Source organism: Rhizobium altiplani (assembly GCF_001542405.1).
Lineage (GTDB): Bacteria > Pseudomonadota > Alphaproteobacteria > Rhizobiales > Rhizobiaceae > Rhizobium > Rhizobium altiplani.
Map to the genome: position 1 here is coordinate 1 of NZ_LNCD01000082.1, position 17,461 is coordinate 17,461.

Genomic DNA, 17,461 nt, shown 5'->3' on the forward strand with positions numbered 1-17,461 from the left:
CGCTATGCCGACGACTGTAACGTCTACGTGCGGTCACAGCGGGCGGGCGAGCGGGTGATGGCTCTGCTGCGGCGTCTCTATGGCCGACTTCGCCTTAAGGTGAACGAGACCAAGAGCGCCGTTGCCACCGTCTTCGGCCGCAAATTCCTCGGCTATGCTTTCTTCAAAGCACCAGGGCGGGTGGTCAAGAGACGGGTTGCCGACAAGGCAATCAAGGCGTTCAAGGAGCGCATTCGCGAACTGACACCGCGCGTGACGGGTCGATCCCTGAAAGCGGTGGCAGAACGGCTGCGCCTCTTCGTGCGCGGATGGAAAGCCTACTTCCGGCTGGCGCAAACACCTCGGGTCTGGCAAGCGCTGGACGAGTGGATGCGCCATCGTGTGAGGGCAATCCAGCTCAAGCAATGGAAGCACGGCAGGACGATCTTTCGGGAAATGATGGCAAGGGGAGCGAAACCTGGGGTGGCCCAGCAAGTGGCAGCAAATGCCGGTCGCTGGTGGCGCAACAGCGGCAAGCTCCTTAACGCCACCCTCACCATTAGATGGGCTGACCAACTTGGAATGCCCAGGCTCGTCTAACCTCAATCTCTCGAACCGCCCGGTGCGGACCCGCATGCCGGGTGGTGTGGCAGGGGTGCGATCACATCGATCGTCCCCTATGCCGATTTATACGATGGTGGCGGGTGGCGCGCTCTGACTACCGCATCGGACGTTGGTCCGTATAAGTTCCGCATCGGCGGGATGCTCAATGGTGCTAGCGGATTTGGTCGGCCGCCCAGTGGATAGCGCTGTCTAATTCAGCAAACTTTGCGGATTGCCAGTGGAAATAGTCCTCGATGAATGTCTTGGAAAGCCATAGCGTGCCGAGGTTGCGCGGGTTTTCCCAGCCGAGCATGCCGTCCGTTTCTGCTTTCTTGAACATCCGTTTCAAGTTGGTGAGGGAGATGCCGAAGTCGCTCGCGATTTCGCTGATCGTCACGCCTTTCAGCAGAGTGCGATCATGCTCCCGCGCGTCGTCCGGCAGGCGGCTGATCAGATCGTGCAGCACGAGGCCGCCGACATCCGACCAGAGGAAATGCCCGATGCTGCTCGGTGGTTCTTTCCAGACCGGATCCTGGATAAGGGCACGCGCAGCGCGTGGCTGTGCGAGAAGGAAGTGTCGCGGGGTGTCAGCGGTCAGGCTTGCGCGATTGCCGCCGTCGAGTTGATCGAGGCAGGCCATATGGCCCTGGAACCAGGAGGCCATGGCCTCCTCGCTCGCCTCGGTCGTCTCGAGGCGACGCAGGCGCCGGTCGGGCGTTTCATCGGCAGCATCCCGCAGGAACTTATAGGCGATGAGTTCGGCAAGGAACGAGGCAGCCGTATTCTTGCTGGCGAGATCGAACTCCTTGGCGGCCTGCATCATGCGGCCGGCCGTGAGTCCCGAAAGCGGGTTGTCTCGGTCCCGTCCGGCGTGCATGGCAAACAGCGTTTGCGTCAGCAGCCACTTTTGGTGCGAGGCGGCGAGGCGGGCAAGGCGAGGAGCTCGCTTGTGAATTCCGATAAGGTGGAGCGCGATCTGGCGTTCGATCGACAGAAACAGAGGGTGATGAAGGATTTCGTCGCGTGTATGCAGTCGGCCAGTGAGCATCGTATCGTATTGTCGGATCGGATTGGTTCCCGTTGCTCCTCCAACATTTGCGTCGGTGTTTCAATGCGGGACTTGGTTAGCGGATCGTTAATCGATTGTTATAGTTAAATTCAAGCGATCCCGGATCCTTCGATCAACTGGGCAGACGCTGGTTCAAACGCTCGATGTCTTCGCGCAATGCTGCAATTTCGGTGAGCACGCGCATGTCAATCTTCTGATGGAGGGATAGAACTTCCAGTTCTGCTTTGAGATTGACCTCATAGTCTTTTGCCGCCTCGAACCGATCGCGCTCCGCCTGGCGGTTTTGCGACATCATGATGATCGGAGCCTGGATCGCCGCCAGCATCGAAAGCACGAGATTGAGGAAAATGAACGGATAGGGATCGAAGGCGCGCGTCAGCAATACAATGGTGTTTACAACGCACCAGAAGACCAGGAAGAGCAGGAAAGCAATAATAAAGCTCCACGAGCCGCCAACACGCGCAATCGTATCTGCCAAGCGCTGGCCGGAGGAAGATTCGGCTTGAAGAGCGGCATTGATATCGGTCGAGATTATCTTGCGCTCGTGCGCCTTCGCGAGAACGCGCCTTTCGATCTCGCCGAGTTCGTCGGCCGGCTTGTCGAAGTGATGGTGGATGAGGTCCGATAGGTTATGCATGGCCGACTCCGAATGCTAGATCGCTCGGGCGCCAGTATTCCGTAATGTTTTCAAATTGCAATGCGGGCTTGTGCCGCTTTTCTATGTGCCTTGCGCATAGAGCCAGGCATGCTGCGGGAAGAACCGCTCGAGCGTCTGAGCCTTGCCGAACATGATGTCATGCTGGAGGTATCGATAGTCCCGGACGAGGGGATCGAGGTTCTTCGGCTTCAGGACCCAATCGGGAGATGCCGCGTTGTCGCGGGCGATGAGCTGATATCGGTCGATGACGCGGTACTTCTTCTGCACGCGGCCAAGGAAGCCCGTGTAGTAGGGATGCTCGAAGCCGGCGAACTTCAGGAGGTGGTACGGAAGCAGTGAGGGGCTGATGGTGCCGACATCCTTCTTGCTGCCCTTCTTGTTCGACCAGATGACGAGCGGGGTCTCGTGTTCCTGCTTCATGACGCTCACTGATGCCTTGCGGGTGGCAACCTGGTCCGGCATGTAGCCGGTCGCCATGTAGACATTGCCGAGCGGGGGCAGGTGGTCGCCCCACAGCACGATGATCGTTTCGCGGTCGCGCTTTTCTGCCCAATCCATCAGCATCTTGAGGCTGTCGTCGGCTTCCTTGACACCCTGCGTATAGGTGCCAAGGGTGGCGCGGTCGGCAACGTTCAGGTTGCCCTTGATGTCGATAGTGTTGTGGGCGTAACGGTTCGGTTCGTAGGGGCCATGTCCCTGCAAGGTGACACCAAAGAAGAAGAACGGGCGATCCATGCCGTCAGCCTCGTTCATGATCTCCTTCATAAGCGACTCGTCCGAAGCGAAGATGCCTCGCTTTTCCATGGGAGGCAGGGTTTCTTCGGAGCGGAACTGCTCGAAGCCGAAGTCCTTGTAAACCTCGTTGCGATTCCAGAACCAGCCGCTGAACGGATGCAGCGACCGCGCCGCGTAACCTTCGCCACGGAAGAACGTGGCGAGCGAGGGAACATCACGACGGATGTATTGCTGGTAGGGAATGCTGCCGTATGGCAGGAAGGCGTTGGAGAAACCTGTCAGCGCCTCGAATTCGACATTGGCGGTCATGCCGCCAAACTCCGGCGAGAAGACATAGCCGGACTGCTCTGCACGGATCGTCGGCATAGGATCTGGCGACAGGCTCAGCGTCTTCAGGCGGGTCGGATCCCAGAATGACTCGCTCATCAGCATGATCACGTCAGGCTTTTCGCGTGGTCCGCTGAGGTAGCCGTAGTTGCGGCCGGGGATGGCGTCGAGCGCCTCTGTACCGAAGCCGACAGGCGCTGCCACGTCTGCCATCGGAATGTTGAAGATGAAGGCGAGGATGAAGCCGTTGCTCCGGTAGTTTTCCTTCTGGTCCCACATCATCGGAACCACCTGCAGGCGGTCACGGATGAAGGAATACTGGGAATAGTCCATCAAGGACCCGAAAGCCGCGATAACGGGCAGGCCGACGCAAAGCCGGCGGACGCGAGAGGCCCTTGGGAGCTTCGGGAAGTTGCGCCAGGCGAAGCGCCAGAAGATGACAATCGCGGTAGCGGAAAGGACAATGCCGACAAGCATTGCAACGGCCGTCCAGGGGCGGTCGCGCACCATCACAGGGAGCAGTTCCATGATCTGCCGCCCGAAAAGGACGTCCGATGGATAAAGCGGGTCCGAAAGGTAGTGCTGCTTCTGGTTGGATACGATGGCGGGGACGATCACAAGCGGAAGAACGATCAGCGCCGAAATGAACCGCCGGCCCAGGACTGCATCGAGCGACAGCATCAGGACAGTCAACATCACAACCGTCGTCATCCCCGGACGCACAGGCGATGTCAGGAATTCGCGGACGTCGGCCAACCCATCGCGGGCAATGATCTCGACAGTGGCGGTGGCAAGGAGCGCAAGCAGGGCACAAAAAGCAACGCTGAGTGCGGTGCGTAGGGCGGGCGACCGAGCGCTTCCCCCGAAATCGGTGGAAAGCGACGCAAAACGCGCTGCCGCTGCAGACCTCATTACCAACGCGATCAACTGGAAAACTCCGACGTCATAAAAGCTTCGTCGAACTGTCACATCTTCGTCATGAACGCTAGATGAACCGCTAGGTTTCCCGCATTTGTGATCGGTGGATAAAACGCCCATCACGCAGGAGCTACCTCCAGAGCAGATTCTCGGTCAGGCGCATTTGCTTGTGCTGAGTGGCGAGCCGTCGTAGGTCTGGCGGATTCGATGCTCAGGAGGATTCAGATTGCGCAGTTCCGTTGAGATCTACAACATCAGGACAGGCGAGGCGCGCGTCGTCTGGCAAACCACGCAACTCGTTGAGGCGCCGAACTTTTCGCCGGATGGGACCTATCTACTGTTGAACGGCGACGGACTCCTCTACCGTCTCGCACTTGATGGTTCGAGCAAGGTCGGCAAGGTCGATACCGGCTTTGCGACGACCTGCAACAACGACCACGGTATTTCGCCCGATGGCCGCCAGATCGTCATCTCCGACAAAACCGAGTTCGGGAAGTCGACGATTTATGTGCTGCCGGCCGAAGGTGGTACGCCGCGGCTGGTGACGCAAAATCGGCCATCCTATTGGCACGGCTGGTCGCCCGACGGGAAGCAACTCGCCTATTGTGGCATCCGCAACGATTTGTTCGATATCTACACGATCTCCGTTGACGGCGGCGAAGAAAAGCGGCTGACCCACGGCGAGGGACGCAATGACGGGCCGGACTATTCCGCCGACGGTCAATGGATCTACTTCAATTCTAGCCGCACCGGCCTCATGCAAATCTGGCGAATCCATCCCGATGGGACCGGTCTCGAGCAGGTCACCAGTGACAACTATGGGAACTGGTTTGCCCATCCGTCGCCCAACAACGACAAGGTTCTGATCCTTTCTTACGATCCTGATGTGTTCGACCATCCACGCGACCTCCATGTTCGCCTGCGGCTGATGGACATGGATGGCGGAAACCTGACGACGCTCTTCGATCTCTTCGGCGGGCAGGGAACGGTCAACGTGCCCAACTGGTCGCCGTCAGGTGATGAGTTCGCCTATGTGCGCTACTTTCCCGTCTCGGATTAAGGGATTGCGTCGGCCAGGGTTTATAGGCATAGACGCGTCCGTCGGGTGCCCGCCGCAGGCGGGAGAATCGGGAATTCGGTGAAAGACCGAAACGTGCCCAACGCTGTAAGGCTGACGGCTGCCGCAAAGAGCCACTGGTCTAGTACCGGGAAGGCGCGGCAGTCGGATGACGCCAAGTCAGAAGACCGGCCCGACATCATAGACTGACCCGCGTGGACGGCGGGCGGTTGTGTTGTTGGGGATTGACGATGCGACCAGACCATTCAGGCTCCCTGTCGGGAGCCGCAGCCTTTTCGACCGAGGAACGCGACGCCGTCTACAGGGCGATTTCGACGCGACGCGACGTGCGTTCCGAGTTTCTCCCGGATGCCATACCGGACGATGTCGTCAAAAGGCTTCTGACGGCCGCACATCACGCGCCGTCCGTTGGGTTCATGCAGCCCTGGAATTTCATCCTGGTGCGCGATGACAAGGTGAAGGAGGCCGTGTGGCAGGCCTTCGATCGCGCCAACCGCGAGGCGGGCGAGATGTTTGAAGGCGGGCGGCAACAGCTCTACCGGTCACTGAAGCTTGAGGGCATCCGCACCGCACCGCTCAGCATCTGCGTGACCTGCGATCCGCATCGCTGCGGCGATGTCGTTCTTGGCAGGACGCACAATCGGCGAATGGATTCCTACTCCACGGTCTGTGCCGTGCAGAATCTGTGGCTCGCCGCCCGAGCCGAAGGCGTGGGGGTCGGCTGGGTGAGCATCTTTCACGAGTCCGACATCAAGGACATCCTCGGTGTTCCTGATCGGGTCGAGATCGTTGCCTGGCTCTGCGTCGGCTATGTCGACCGGCTCTATGACCAGCCGGAACTCGCCGTCAAAGGATGGCGCCAGCGATTGCTGCTGGAGGAACTGGTGTTTTCGGATCGCTGGGACAATCCAGCGGACTGAGGGCGGCTATTGCTGCCGCGGCTGAGGGCCCGGCTTTGCCGGATGCTTGAGGTCGATTGTGCCTTGGTCGCCGGCCAAGAACTGCGGACCGATCTGGCGCACCTTGTTGGTCGCCGGATCATATGGCCTGTCCGGCACCTGAGGCTGCGGTGCAGCCGGGGCGGCGACCTTGCTCGCTGGCTCGGGCTTCTTGGTTTCGATCGTGGTGATCGATCCTTGTTGCGGCGGTTCGCTGATCGATTGGCTTTTTCGCATCCGTTCATAGTAGGCGTTGAGGTCGCAGCTGCAGGATGATTTTTCGCCGGGTTTGCGGTTCTTGTAGGCGAAAGCGTTCGGCATCGCGCTGTAAGGAGCGCCCGTTGCCGCCGATATCATCTGTGAAGTCTCAGTGCTGGAGACGTCATGATAAAAGAGCTCGGTGTCGATGCCGGGACACATCTTCGAGCAGGTGTCGGCATCGCGGGCGAAGTCCTGCGAGGTTGCATTCGAGCTTAACGGAAAAAAGCCACCGTCGCAGGTGCGCACACAGACGGTATTGAGATGAGAGGGCGTCGACATGCCGGGGAGACCGTAGCGGCGTTGGCCGGGATCGCCACCCGGCGGTACGAAGGTGTCGTTTCGCAGCGCCTGATCTTCAATGCTTGGAGGCGGTGCATATCCATCGCCGCTGTCGGCGGGCCACTGTTCCTCGTTGCAGCCATTGTCATCGAGCGCCGCAAGAAGCTCGTTTCGAGTGCGGACATCCTCGCTTTGGCCACGCAGCTCGTCGCGCCGCTGCTGCAGATAACGGATGTTGTCGACCATTTTGCTCTCCGCGCGCTCAAGCTCCCCGCAATAGCCGTCATCGTCGCCGATCACGACCATGCTGCCGCTTGTGCAGCCGTTCTGACGGAGATCGCTGCGGACCTTGCGAAGCTCAAGGTTCTGTTCGGCGATGGCGCTGGCGAATTTGCGCACCTCGGGCGTGCTGCCGATGATTTGCGGCAGATCGGCAAGGCGGGCACGCAGGTCTCCGCAGATCGCCGGCACCTGGGCATGGGCCGGGCCGATCAACACAAGTGCGGCTGCGAATGACAGAATCCAGCGGTTCAAGGCATCGTCCCATCGATGAGCAGGTCGTAAGGCGCGGCGTCCTGCCGCGCCTCCATTGCTAGCCCGTTTGTCTTAACAGGCTGCAGTCGGAATCTTAGCGCATTTTCTCGATCGGCCGCAAATCACGCCGGCTGTGAAGCCTCGACGACGGCGAGGGCAGCCATGTTGACGACACCGCGGGAGGTCACCGAGGGCGCCAGGATGTGCGCCGGCAGCGCAGCGCCCAGCAGGATCGGCCCTACATGCAAGCCGTCGATCATCGATTTCACGACGCCGAGGGTGATGTTCGCCGAATCCAGGTTCGGGAAGACCAGCAGGTTCGCTTCGTCATGCAGGGTCGTGTCGGGCATGACGCGCTTGCGCAGGGCGTCGGAGATCGCGCTCTCGCCATGCATCTCGCCGTCGACTTCAAGCTCCGGGGCTGCTTCGCGAACGAGCTTGAGAGCAGCACGCATCTTCGTCGCGCTCTCGGATTCACGCGAGCCGAAATTCGAGTGGGAAACGAGGGCCACGCGCGGCGTAATGCCGAAGCGTTTGATTTCCTCGGCGGCGAGAACCGCGGACTCGGCGATTTCTTCCGCAGTCGGATTGAAGGTGACGTAGGTGTCCGTGAAGAACGTGGCTCCGCGCTGCGAGATCAGCAGGCTGAGTGCCGAGAAGTCGCAGACGTCATGCCGCTTGCCGATGATCTGGCGAACGTCGCGCAGATGCTTCTCGTAACGGCCTTCTAGGCCGCAGATCAGCGCGTCGGCTTCGCCGCGCTTCAGCGCCAGCGCGCCGATGACGGTCGTGTTGGTACGAACGATCGTGCGGGCGGCCTCCGGAATGACGCCGCGACGCCCGACCAGCGAGAAGTAGAGATCGACATATTCGCGGAAGCGCGGATCGTCTTCCGGGTTGATGACGTCGAAATCCGAAAGCGGGCGGATGCGCAGGCCGTAGCGCTGGAGGCGCGTTTCGATGACCTGCGGGCGGCCGATCAGGATCGGTTCGGCAATGCCTTCTTCCAGCAGCACCTGCGCGGCGCGCAGCACACGTTCATCCTCACCCTCCGAGAAGATGACCCTCTTGCGCTCGGCATTCTTCGCCGCAGCAAAGATCGGTTTCATGATGAAGCCGGAACGGAAGACGAAACGGTTGAGCTGGTCGAGATAGGCGTCGAAATCGGTGATCGGACGCAGGGCGACACCGCTTTCGGCGGCAGCCTTCGCGACCGCCGGGGCGATCCGCAGGATCAGGCGCGGGTCGAAGGGCGAAGGGATCAGGTAGTTCGGGCCGAAGACCGGCGTTTCGCCCGAATAGGCGCGGGCGGCGACGTCGGACGGCTCCTCGCGCGCAAGTGCGGCGATGGCGCGCACGGCAGCCATCTTCATTTCTTCGTTGATGGTGACCGCGCCGCAATCCAAAGCACCCCGGAAGATGTAGGGGAAGCAAAGAACATTGTTCACCTGGTTCGGGAAGTCGGAGCGACCGGTGCAGATCATTGCATCGGGGCGGGCAGCGCGGGCGAGATCAGGCATGATCTCCGGCGTCGGATTGGCGAGCGCCATGATCAGCGGGTTTTCGGCCATCTGCGCCAGCAGTTCCGGCTTCAGCACGCCGGCGGCAGACAAGCCAAGGAATACGTCGGCGCCACCGATGTTTTCCGCAAGCGTGCGCGTGTCGCTCTTTTGGGAGTAGACGCTCTTCCACTCGTCCATCAACTCTGTACGGCCTTCGTAGACCAGGCCCTCGATGTCGTGGACCCAGATATTCTCGCGTTTGGCGCCCAGCGTGACGAGGAGGTTGAGGCAGGCGAGGGCAGCGGCACCCGCGCCCGAAGCGACGATCTTGACGTCGTCGATCTTCTTGTTGGCCAGTTCCAGGCCATTAAGGATCGCCGCAGCGACGATGATGGCCGTGCCATGCTGGTCGTCATGGAAAACCGGGATCTTCATGGTCTCGCGGAGGCGGCGCTCGATCTCGAAACATTCCGGCGCCTTGATGTCCTCGAGATTGATGCCGCCGAAGGTCGGCTCGAGCGAGGCGACGGTCGAGACCATCTGATCGACACTCGTTGCATCGACCTCGATATCGAAGACATCGATGTTGGCAAACTTCTTGAAGAGGACGGCCTTACCCTCCATGACCGGCTTTGATGCCAGCGGACCGATATTGCCGAGGCCGAGAACGGCCGTACCGTTTGAAATGACCGCTACGAGATTTGCGCGCGAGGTATAGTCGGCGGCCGTCTCGGGATTGTCGCGGATGGCGAGACAGGGTGCTGCGACGCCGGGGGAATAGGCCAGCGCCAGGTCGCGCTGGTTGCCGAGCGGCTTGATTGCCTGGATTTCAAGCTTGCCCGGACGCGGATAGCGATGGAAGTAGAGCGCCTGCTCGTCGAGGCTTCCACCTGCCAAATTCTTTTCCGTCTTGGACTTTTCGTGATGATCCATCATCGCCTCCGGCTGCCGCATGCTGTCTTTGAACTGCCTTCAATACATCAAACGGGATGGTCGAACAGTCGGAATTTCCGTTCGAAATGCGAAAACAGCGCAAATCTGCCGTGACGGGAGCGCAGGTCTGTAGAGACCGGGAAAATCGGGCGTGACAACCGGATGTCATCTTCCTGAAACACGACTCTGGTTTTGGATGGTCGGGTGAACCATGGGACACGAGCAGGATGCTTGTGAGGGACAATATGGATACGCGGCACTTCCGTACGCTTTTCATTTCCGATGTGCATCTCGGCTCCAAGGCCGCGAAGGTGGACTTCCTGTTGGATTTTCTCAAGCATCACGAGGCGGATACCATCGTCCTCGTCGGCGATATCATCGATGGCTGGCGACTGAAGCGCAGCTGGTACTGGCCGCAGGATTGCAACGACGTGGTCCAGAAGCTGCTGCGCAAGGCGCGCAAGGGCACGCGGGTGATTTATATCCCCGGCAATCACGACGAATTCCTTCGTGACTTTCCAGGCACCCATTTCGGTGGCATCGAGGTTGCCGAGCGCATCATGCACGATGCGGCCGACGGCAAGAAGTACCTCGTGCTGCATGGCGACGAGTTCGACGTCGTGGTGCGCAACGCCCGCCTGCTCGCCTATCTCGGCGACTGGGCATACGACATGGCGATCATGATCAATATTGGCCTAGCAGCAATCCGTCGCCGGATGGGGATGCCGTACTGGTCGTTTTCCGCATGGGCCAAGCTTCAGGTGAAGCATGCAGTCAACTTCATCGGCGAGTTCCAGCGCGTCGTTGCCGACGAAGCCCGTAAGCACGGTGCGGACGGCGTGATTTGTGGCCACATTCATCACGCTGTCATGGAAGACATGGACGGGATCCGTTACATCAACACTGGAGACTGGGTCGAAAGCTGTACGGCGATCGCCGAGCATCAAGACGGCGCCTTTGAATTGATCGAATGGCGTTCCATGAGCGGTACGCAGGCGGTCCCGATGGCGATCGGTCATCGCGAAAAGGACGTCGCCCCGCAAGCCGCTTAGGCGCAATCTCCTAAGCCAGCAATTCAGTGCATCAGTTTAGCCCGTTGTGTCTTTGCGACAGGCCCTATTTATTTTTTTAAACGTTTCAATCGGGCAATTTCTTGCCATAGTCGCCCTTAGGTTGACGTGATAGGCAGCGTTCAGTTTCCTGCAGGTCCACCTAATGATTCCCGCTCAAAACCCTCAGACAAGCGAGGGCGCCCCGCCGCGCTTTCGGCTTCTCAGTGCCCTGTCTTACTGCGCGCCCCTGCTCGTCAATGGTGTTGCGTTGCCCTTCTTTCCGATGTGGCTTGCACAGCACGAATTCAACGACCACGAGATCGGCGTCATCCTCGCGGTGCCGATGGTCGTGCGCGTGCTCGTCGCCCCGATCGTGGCGATGTATGCCGACCGGATGAGGGAGCGAGCGGATGTGTTGCTGTTTTCCGGAGTCCTGTCGCTGCTGACAGCCATCGCGCTCTACTGGACGAACACATTCTGGCCGGTGCTGATCGTCTACACGATCCAGGGAGCGACCTTTGCCTGTTATGTCCCGGTTGTCGAATCGATCGTGATCTCCGGAGTGCGGCGCTGGGGTCTGGATTACGGCTCCATGCGGGTATGGGGGTCGGTAGCGTTCATCGTCTCCACTCTGATCGGCGGGCAGCTGATCGGGCATTGGGGTGGCGAGATGGTGTTGCCGGTCATGACCTTTGGCTTTGTTATGACTGTTGTGATGGCTATCTATTGTCCCCGGATCGGCCCGACGCGCAGGCGCGGGATACCTGTCGATATCTCGGCTGCAACGGGGAGTTCTCTGCGCCAGCCCCATTTGTTGGCGTTGCTGATCGGGGTCGCAATCCAGCAGTCGAGCCACGCGGTGCTGCAGGCCTTCGCATCCCTCTACTGGCGAGAACTCGGCTTTTCCGGCACCGAGATCGCCGTTTTGTGGAGTGCTGGCGTTGCGGCCGAAGTGACCGTCTTCTTTCTTTCCCGCCGGCTGAACCGCCGATTCAGCGCCTGGACGCTAATCCGGTTCGGGGCGGCGGTCAGCGTGTGTCGCTGGATTCTGTTCCCGATGCATTGGGGGTTCTGGGGCTTCTTCCTGCTTCAGTGCATGCATTCCTGCACCTATGCGTTCGTGCATACGGGCGTGCAGACACGTATCGTCGCCTCGGTGCAGGAGACGCAGGAATCGTCGGCGCAGGGCGCGTATTTCTTCTACAACGGCATGTTCATGGGGCTGATGACCATCGCCTCCGGTTACATCTACGCTTGGCTCGGCCTCGCAAGCTACTACGTGATGGCACTCGTCGCCCTGACCGGTCTCGGGCTGGTTATCGCGGCTTACTATCTTCAGCCCCAGAGCGTCGGTTCCGGCGGGAAAACGAGAGAGGCCGTATAACGCAGTCCCGGTTCGCGGTCGCGAGCAAGCAGCAGCGGTCCATCGAGGTCGACGAACTCGGCGTCCTGGGCCAACAGCACGGCTGGCGCCATTGCCAGCGATGTGCCGACCATGCAGCCGACCATGATCTTGAAATCAAGGCGTTGCGCCTCTTTCTTCATCACAAGCGCCTCCGTGAGGCCACCCGTTTTGTCGAGCTTGATATTGATCGCGTCGTAGCGGTCGCGAAGGCTGGCGAGGTCCCCGGTATGGTGGACGCTTTCATCCGCACAAACGAGAACGGGACGACGGATCTCCGCCAGAAATTCGTCCTTGCCGGCCGGCAGCGGCTGTTCGACCAAGGCGACGCCCATCTCGGCAGCGATGCGCAGATGATGCTCAAGCGTTTCGTCAGGCCAGCCCTCATTGGCATCGAGGATGATCGCCGCATTGGGCGCTGCCTCGCGAACCGCGCGGATACGGCTTTCGTCATCGCCGGTGCCGACCTTGACCTTCAGGAGGGCCCGATCGGCGTTTGCGCGCGCCTGTGCAGCCATGACGTCAGGTTCGCCGAGCGAGATCGTGAAGGCGGTCGTCAGCGGCTGCGGCTGCGCCAGGCCCAGCGCCATGATCACGGTTTCGCCCGAACTCTTGGCTTCCAGATCCCAGAGGGCGCAGTCAACGACATTGCGCGCGGCGCCGGGAGGCATAGCTCGCTGAAGTTCCTTTCGCGTCAGGCCGGCTTCAATCAACGGCTTTGCCGCTTCGATCTGTGCTGCCACGCTTTCCATGGTCTCGCCATAACGGCGATAGGGAACGCATTCGCCTCGGCCGGCAAACCCGTTTTTCCGGATTATGCAGAGGATCACGTCTGCCGACGTTTTGGCGCCCCGCGAGATCGTGAATGTGCCCGCTATGGGGAAGGAATCCGTCTGAATTTCAAGTGACCGTGGCATATTTGCAATCCTGCGCGCATGGAAATTTGGTGCGGCTTGGGTATATTGATCCGAAGCGGCGAACCGTTAGTTCGCGAGTCGGCAATGTCGCCGTAAGCCTTGAAAGACACAAGCGTTTTGAAGTCCGAAACCCGTAACGCCGCCTCACTGCATGTGGACGACCAGAGCCATGGCGCGGGTCAGTTCGTTCATATCGAAGGGAACTGGCGAAGCGCCAACCTGCATCTCGTTTTGCGTGACTTCGACAAGCTTACCGCCGGCCGAAGCGGCGAGGTGACACTCGACCTGTCAGGCGTGACCGATATCGACACTGCGGGCGTCTGGCTGCTCTGCCGGCTGAAGAAGCAGGTGGAAGGCGCCGGTGGGCTCGTGCGCTTCGAAGGCAGTAACACCCATATCGACGAGATGATCGCGGAGTTTTCCGAGGAACCGCCGCAGCCCGAGCAGGAGCCGCAGCCAAGCGCAAGCTGGCCGGAGCGGATCTTCGCACCGATCGGCAAGATCACCTCTGAGCTCTGGAACAACCTCGCGGCCGCGATGTATATCCTCGGCTCCGCTGTCCGCGGCGCGCAAATGAAATTCGGGCGAGGCAGCGGCGTATCGCCGGCGTCGATCGTCAACCAGATCGACCACATGGGCGTGCGCGCGGTGCCGATCATATTGCTGATGTCGTTTCTGATTGGTGCGATCATCGCGCAGCAGGGCGCCTTTCAGCTCCGCTATTTTGGCGCCGAAGTCTTCGTCGTCGATCTCGTCGGTATCCTGCAGCTTCGCGAAATCGGTGTGCTTCTCACCGCCATCATGATTGCCGGCCGCTCGGGCAGCGCCATCACGGCTGAAATCGGCTCGATGAAGATGCGCGAGGAAGTGGACGCATTGAAGGTCATGGGGCTCAATCCCGTGGGCGTGCTGATTTTCCCGCGCCTAGTTGCCCTTACGGTGGCGCTGCCGCTGTTGACGGTCATCGCGAACTTTGCCTCGCTCGCCGGCGCAGCCGTGGTCGCCTGGGCCTATTCCGGCATCACCTTCGCCAACTTCGTCTCCCGCCTGCATGAGGCGATCACGCTGTCGACGGTGCTGTCCGGGATGATCAAGGCGCCGTTCATGGCGCTGGTTATCGGTATCGTTGCGGCGGTCGAGGGCTTAAAGGTAGGCGGCAGCGCCGAGTCGCTTGGCCAGCACGTGACCGCGGCGGTAGTGAAGGCGATCTTTGTCGTTATCCTCATGGACGGGCTTTTTGCCATGTTCTATGCGGCCATCAATTTCTAAGGATTGTACGTGGACGGGCAGCATACAGAGACCGGAAACAACGAGGGGCGAGATGTCGTGCTATCAGCGCGCGGCGTGACCGTCGCTTTCGGGTCGAAGGTTGTTCTCGACCATCTGGATCTGGATATCTATCGCGGCGAAATTCTCGGTTTTGTCGGAGCGTCGGGAACGGGCAAGTCGGTCTTGATGCGGACGGTGCTTCGGTTGCTGCCGCGGCGCTCTGGAACGATCAAGATTCTCGGTCAGGACTTCGATGAGTTGGACGAGCCGCAGCGCAACGCGCTCGACATGCGGCTCGGTGTGCTGTTCCAGCAGGGGGCGCTGTTTTCGTCGCTGACCGTCCGGGAGAACATCCAGGTTCCAATGCGCGAGTATCTGGACCTGCCCCAGTCGCTGATGGACGAACTCGCGCAGCTCAAGATCCGCCTCGTCGGGCTTGCGGCGGATGCCGCCGACAAATACCCGTCGGAGCTTTCGGGCGGCATGATCAAGCGTGCTGCGCTGGCACGCGCGCTTGCGCTCGATCCGGAATTGGTCTTCCTTGACGAGCCAACGTCGGGCCTCGACCCGATCGGTGCCGCGGAGTTCGACGAGCTCATCGCAAGGCTCAGGGACACCCTCGGCCTGACCGTCTACATGGTCACGCACGACCTCGACAGTCTCTTCTCGGTCTGTGACCGGATTGCGGTGCTTGGCAAGAAGCGGGTATTGGTCGAGGGAACGATCGACGACATGCTGGCCTGCGACGATCCCTGGGTTCAGGCTTATTTCAAGGGCAAGCGGGCGCGTTCGGTCGTGCCGCAGCGTGGCCACGCAGGCAAGGACAGCCTGGCGCAAGATAGCCGCGGGAAGTGAGCGGATACGATGGAAACAAAAGCGAACTACACGATTGTCGGCTTTTTCACGGTGCTCGTTATCGCGGCGGCGTTCGGTTTCGTCTACTGGATGGCGGAATATGGGCGCGGTGGGCCGATGGCCGAACTGATCGTCCGGATTCCCGGCTCCGCGAACGGCTTGAGCGTCGGCTCGCCGGTGCGGTTCAACGGCATTCAGGTCGGTTCGGTCAAGTCGCTGTCCATCGATGCCGACGATCCCAGTTTCTCACTGGCGTTCACCGAGGTGCGGGTCGACGCGCCTATCTATCCCTCGACGAAAGCCATCCTTGAAATCCAGGGTCTGACGGGTGCTGCCTATATCGAACTTTCGGGCGGGAGGATCGGCGAAAAGAACATCCTTCAACAGTCCCTCGAGACCGGAAAGCGAGCGGTCATCGTCGCGGATCAGTCGAGTGTCACGAATCTTCTGGCGACGGCAGACAAGATTCTTGACAGAGCGAACGATGCTGTCGGGCAGATTCAGGGCTTTGTGACGGATGCACGCGGGCCGCTGACGAAGACATTGCAGAATGCCGAGACCTTCTCCGATGCACTGGCCAAGAACTCAGGCAACATCGACTCGTTCCTGCAGAGTGTCGGCCAACTCTCCGAGACCGTGCGTAAGGTCTCGGGTCGTGTCGACTCGACGCTGGAAGCGGTCGAGGCCCTCGTGAAGGCCGTCGACGCGAAGAAGATCGACACCATTCTCAGCAATGCCGAGAAAGTCAGCCGCGACGTCGCCGATGCTTCGGGCAACTTCAAGGGAGCGATCCAGAAGTTCCAGGAAACGGCGACGACCTACAACGACCTCGGCAAGAAGGCGCAGGCGACGCTCGATCGAGTAGATACGTTGGTCGCGCAGATCGACCCGGCGAAGGTCAAGGGATCCGTCGACGATATCTCCCAGGCGACAAAGGACGCACGCACCGCAGTCGCTTCGATCAAGGACGTCGCGAACACTGTTTCGGCTCGGCAGAAGGACATCGACCAGACGATCCAGAATGTTTCGCAGATGGCGAACAAGCTGAACGCGGCGTCCACACGTGTCGACGGCATTCTGATCAAGCTGGACGCGCTGCTTGGTACGGACAATACGCAGTCGCTGTTTGCGCAGGCGCGTGACACGCTCACCTCATTCAAGAAGGTCGCCGACAATCTGAATTCGCGCATCGGTCCTATTGCGGACAACTTGCAGAAATTTTCCAGCGGTGGGTTGCGCGATGTGCAGTCGCTCATCAACGACACGCGCTCCACCGTGCAAAACCTCAACGATGCGATCGGCAATTTTGACCGCAATCCGCAGCGGCTGATCTTCGGTGGGGATACCGTAAAGCAATATGATGGCCGGACGCGGCGTTAATAGGGATATTAGGGGAGCGCATATGGCCGTATCGGATCTGTTGCAGCGTCGTTCGTGGCTATCGACGACCGCGATTACGCTGCCGCTATTGGCGGGTCTGGCAGGCTGTGGGACGGCTGCCAGGAACGACACCTACGACCTCTCCGCGTCGGTGACTGGCAGTGGGCCTGCGGCCAGGGGCCGGCAGATCCTGGTGCAGCAGCCAACTGCGTTGCGGGCGATCGACAGCGAACAGATTGTCATTCGGGTGGCGCCGTCGCAGATACAGTACCTTTCCAAGGCGCAATGGGGCGACAAGCTGCCGCGCATGGTTCAGGCAAAGCTCGTCGAAGCCTACGAGAACTCAGGCAAGCTCGGCGGCGTCGGCGTGCCGGGGCAGGGACTGGCGATCGACTATCAGCTCGTGACCGATATCCGCGCTTTCGAGATCGACACGACCGGTGGCAGCCACGCGGTCGTCGAGATTTCGGCCAAGATCGTGAACGACCGGAATGGCACCGTGAGAACCCAGAAAGTGTTCAGACAAGCGGTGCCGGCCAATGGGTCCAACGACGGTCTTGTGAAGGGTCTCGATCGCGCGTTCGCGAGCGTGACGGCTGAGATCGTGAACTGGACCCTCCAGTCGATCTGATCGAGGGCGCCGGCAATGCACCACAAGGTGCCTGCTGGCGCGTGCCGGCCTAGCGCGATGGCGTAACACGATCCACCGTCCACGACCCGACCCGATCTTTCGCAGAGAGCGACGTCAGGACAATCGCCCGAGATGAAAATG

General features: G+C 60.3%; 15 protein-coding genes and 1 riboswitch. Of the genes, 9 read left to right on the top strand and 6 right to left on the bottom strand.

What is annotated here, in order from left to right; genetic code table 11:
• Window positions 1-579: group II intron maturase-specific domain-containing protein (locus AS026_RS17615; protein ID WP_280950890.1), on the top strand; the 579-nt coding region annotated here is incomplete at its 5' end.
• A 175-nt stretch (window positions 580-754) separates the two neighbouring features.
• Here AS026_RS17615 and AS026_RS17620 read toward each other — a convergent pair.
• From AS026_RS17620 to AS026_RS17630, 3 genes are all read right to left on the bottom strand, one after another.
• The gene (locus tag AS026_RS17620; protein ID WP_025661667.1) at window positions 755-1,630 is read right to left on the bottom strand and encodes a hypothetical protein; all 876 of its coding nucleotides are present in this window, start codon (window positions 1,628-1,630) and stop codon (window positions 755-757) included.
• Between the two features lie 133 nt (window positions 1,631-1,763).
• A complete protein-coding gene (locus AS026_RS17625; RefSeq protein WP_018854826.1) occupies window positions 1,764-2,288 on the bottom strand; it encodes a DUF1003 domain-containing protein in 525 nt (174 codons plus the stop codon).
• An 81-nt stretch (window positions 2,289-2,369) separates the two neighbouring features.
• Window positions 2,370-4,298, bottom strand: a complete 1,929-nt coding sequence (locus AS026_RS17630) for an LTA synthase family protein (RefSeq protein ID WP_062370791.1) — start codon at window positions 4,296-4,298, stop codon at window positions 2,370-2,372.
• Window positions 4,299-4,515: 217 nt separating this feature from the next.
• On the opposite strand from AS026_RS17630, the gene AS026_RS17635 reads away from it, so the two are divergent.
• A complete protein-coding gene (locus tag AS026_RS17635) occupies window positions 4,516-5,349 on the top strand; it encodes a TolB family protein (RefSeq protein ID WP_062370793.1) in 834 nt (277 codons plus the stop codon).
• Between the two features lie 26 nt (window positions 5,350-5,375).
• Window positions 5,376-5,557, top strand: a riboswitch (cobalamin riboswitch).
• A gap of 40 nt (window positions 5,558-5,597) precedes the next feature.
• Window positions 5,598-6,287 carry a 5,6-dimethylbenzimidazole synthase gene (gene bluB, locus AS026_RS17640; RefSeq protein WP_062370795.1) on the top strand — a complete coding sequence of 230 codons (690 nt, stop codon included), beginning with the start codon at window positions 5,598-5,600 and terminating at the stop codon, window positions 6,285-6,287.
• 6 nt (window positions 6,288-6,293) lie between these two features.
• Here bluB and AS026_RS17645 read toward each other — a convergent pair whose 3' ends face one another.
• On the bottom strand, window positions 6,294-7,379 hold the full coding sequence (locus AS026_RS17645) for a DUF2865 domain-containing protein (RefSeq protein ID WP_062370797.1): 1,086 nt from the start codon (window positions 7,377-7,379) through the stop codon (window positions 6,294-6,296).
• Window positions 7,380-7,501: 122 nt separating this feature from the next.
• The gene (locus tag AS026_RS17650; RefSeq protein WP_062371001.1) at window positions 7,502-9,814 is read right to left on the bottom strand and encodes an NADP-dependent malic enzyme; all 2,313 of its coding nucleotides are present in this window, start codon (window positions 9,812-9,814) and stop codon (window positions 7,502-7,504) included.
• A gap of 245 nt (window positions 9,815-10,059) precedes the next feature.
• Here AS026_RS17650 and AS026_RS17655 point away from each other — a divergent pair, with 245 nt between their 5' ends.
• Window positions 10,060-10,866: a UDP-2,3-diacylglucosamine diphosphatase gene (locus AS026_RS17655; RefSeq protein WP_025661673.1), complete on the top strand. Its 807-nt coding sequence runs from the start codon at window positions 10,060-10,062 to the stop codon at window positions 10,864-10,866.
• Window positions 10,867-11,029: 163 nt separating this feature from the next.
• Window positions 11,030-12,250 (top strand): MFS transporter, encoded by a 1,221-nt coding sequence (locus tag AS026_RS17660; protein ID WP_062370799.1) that lies wholly within the window; start codon window positions 11,030-11,032, stop codon window positions 12,248-12,250.
• Here the strand turns inward: AS026_RS17660 and dgcA are convergent.
• The gene (gene dgcA, locus AS026_RS17665) at window positions 12,202-13,185 is read right to left on the bottom strand and encodes an N-acetyl-D-Glu racemase DgcA (protein ID WP_062370801.1); all 984 of its coding nucleotides are present in this window, start codon (window positions 13,183-13,185) and stop codon (window positions 12,202-12,204) included. The two genes, AS026_RS17660 and dgcA, sit on opposite strands and share 49 nt — an antisense overlap.
• Window positions 13,186-13,284: 99 nt before the next feature.
• On the opposite strand from dgcA, the gene AS026_RS17670 reads away from it, so the two are divergent.
• Genes AS026_RS17670 through AS026_RS17685 form a run of 4 tightly spaced genes read left to right on the top strand, consistent with a single transcriptional unit; the run spans window position 13,285 to window position 17,320 of the window.
• Window positions 13,285-14,454 carry an MlaE family lipid ABC transporter permease subunit gene (locus AS026_RS17670; RefSeq protein WP_205634475.1) on the top strand — a complete coding sequence of 390 codons (1,170 nt, stop codon included), beginning with the start codon at window positions 13,285-13,287 and terminating at the stop codon, window positions 14,452-14,454.
• Window positions 14,455-14,463: 9 nt separating this feature from the next.
• Complete coding sequence (locus AS026_RS17675) at window positions 14,464-15,309, top strand: ABC transporter ATP-binding protein (protein ID WP_037089011.1); 846 nt, start codon at window positions 14,464-14,466, stop codon at window positions 15,307-15,309.
• A gap of 9 nt (window positions 15,310-15,318) precedes the next feature.
• Complete coding sequence (locus AS026_RS17680) at window positions 15,319-16,689, top strand: MlaD family protein (protein ID WP_018854837.1); 1,371 nt, start codon at window positions 15,319-15,321, stop codon at window positions 16,687-16,689.
• A 22-nt stretch (window positions 16,690-16,711) separates the two neighbouring features.
• A complete protein-coding gene (locus AS026_RS17685) occupies window positions 16,712-17,320 on the top strand; it encodes an ABC-type transport auxiliary lipoprotein family protein (protein WP_018854838.1) in 609 nt (202 codons plus the stop codon).
• Window positions 17,321-17,461 lie beyond the last annotated feature (141 nt).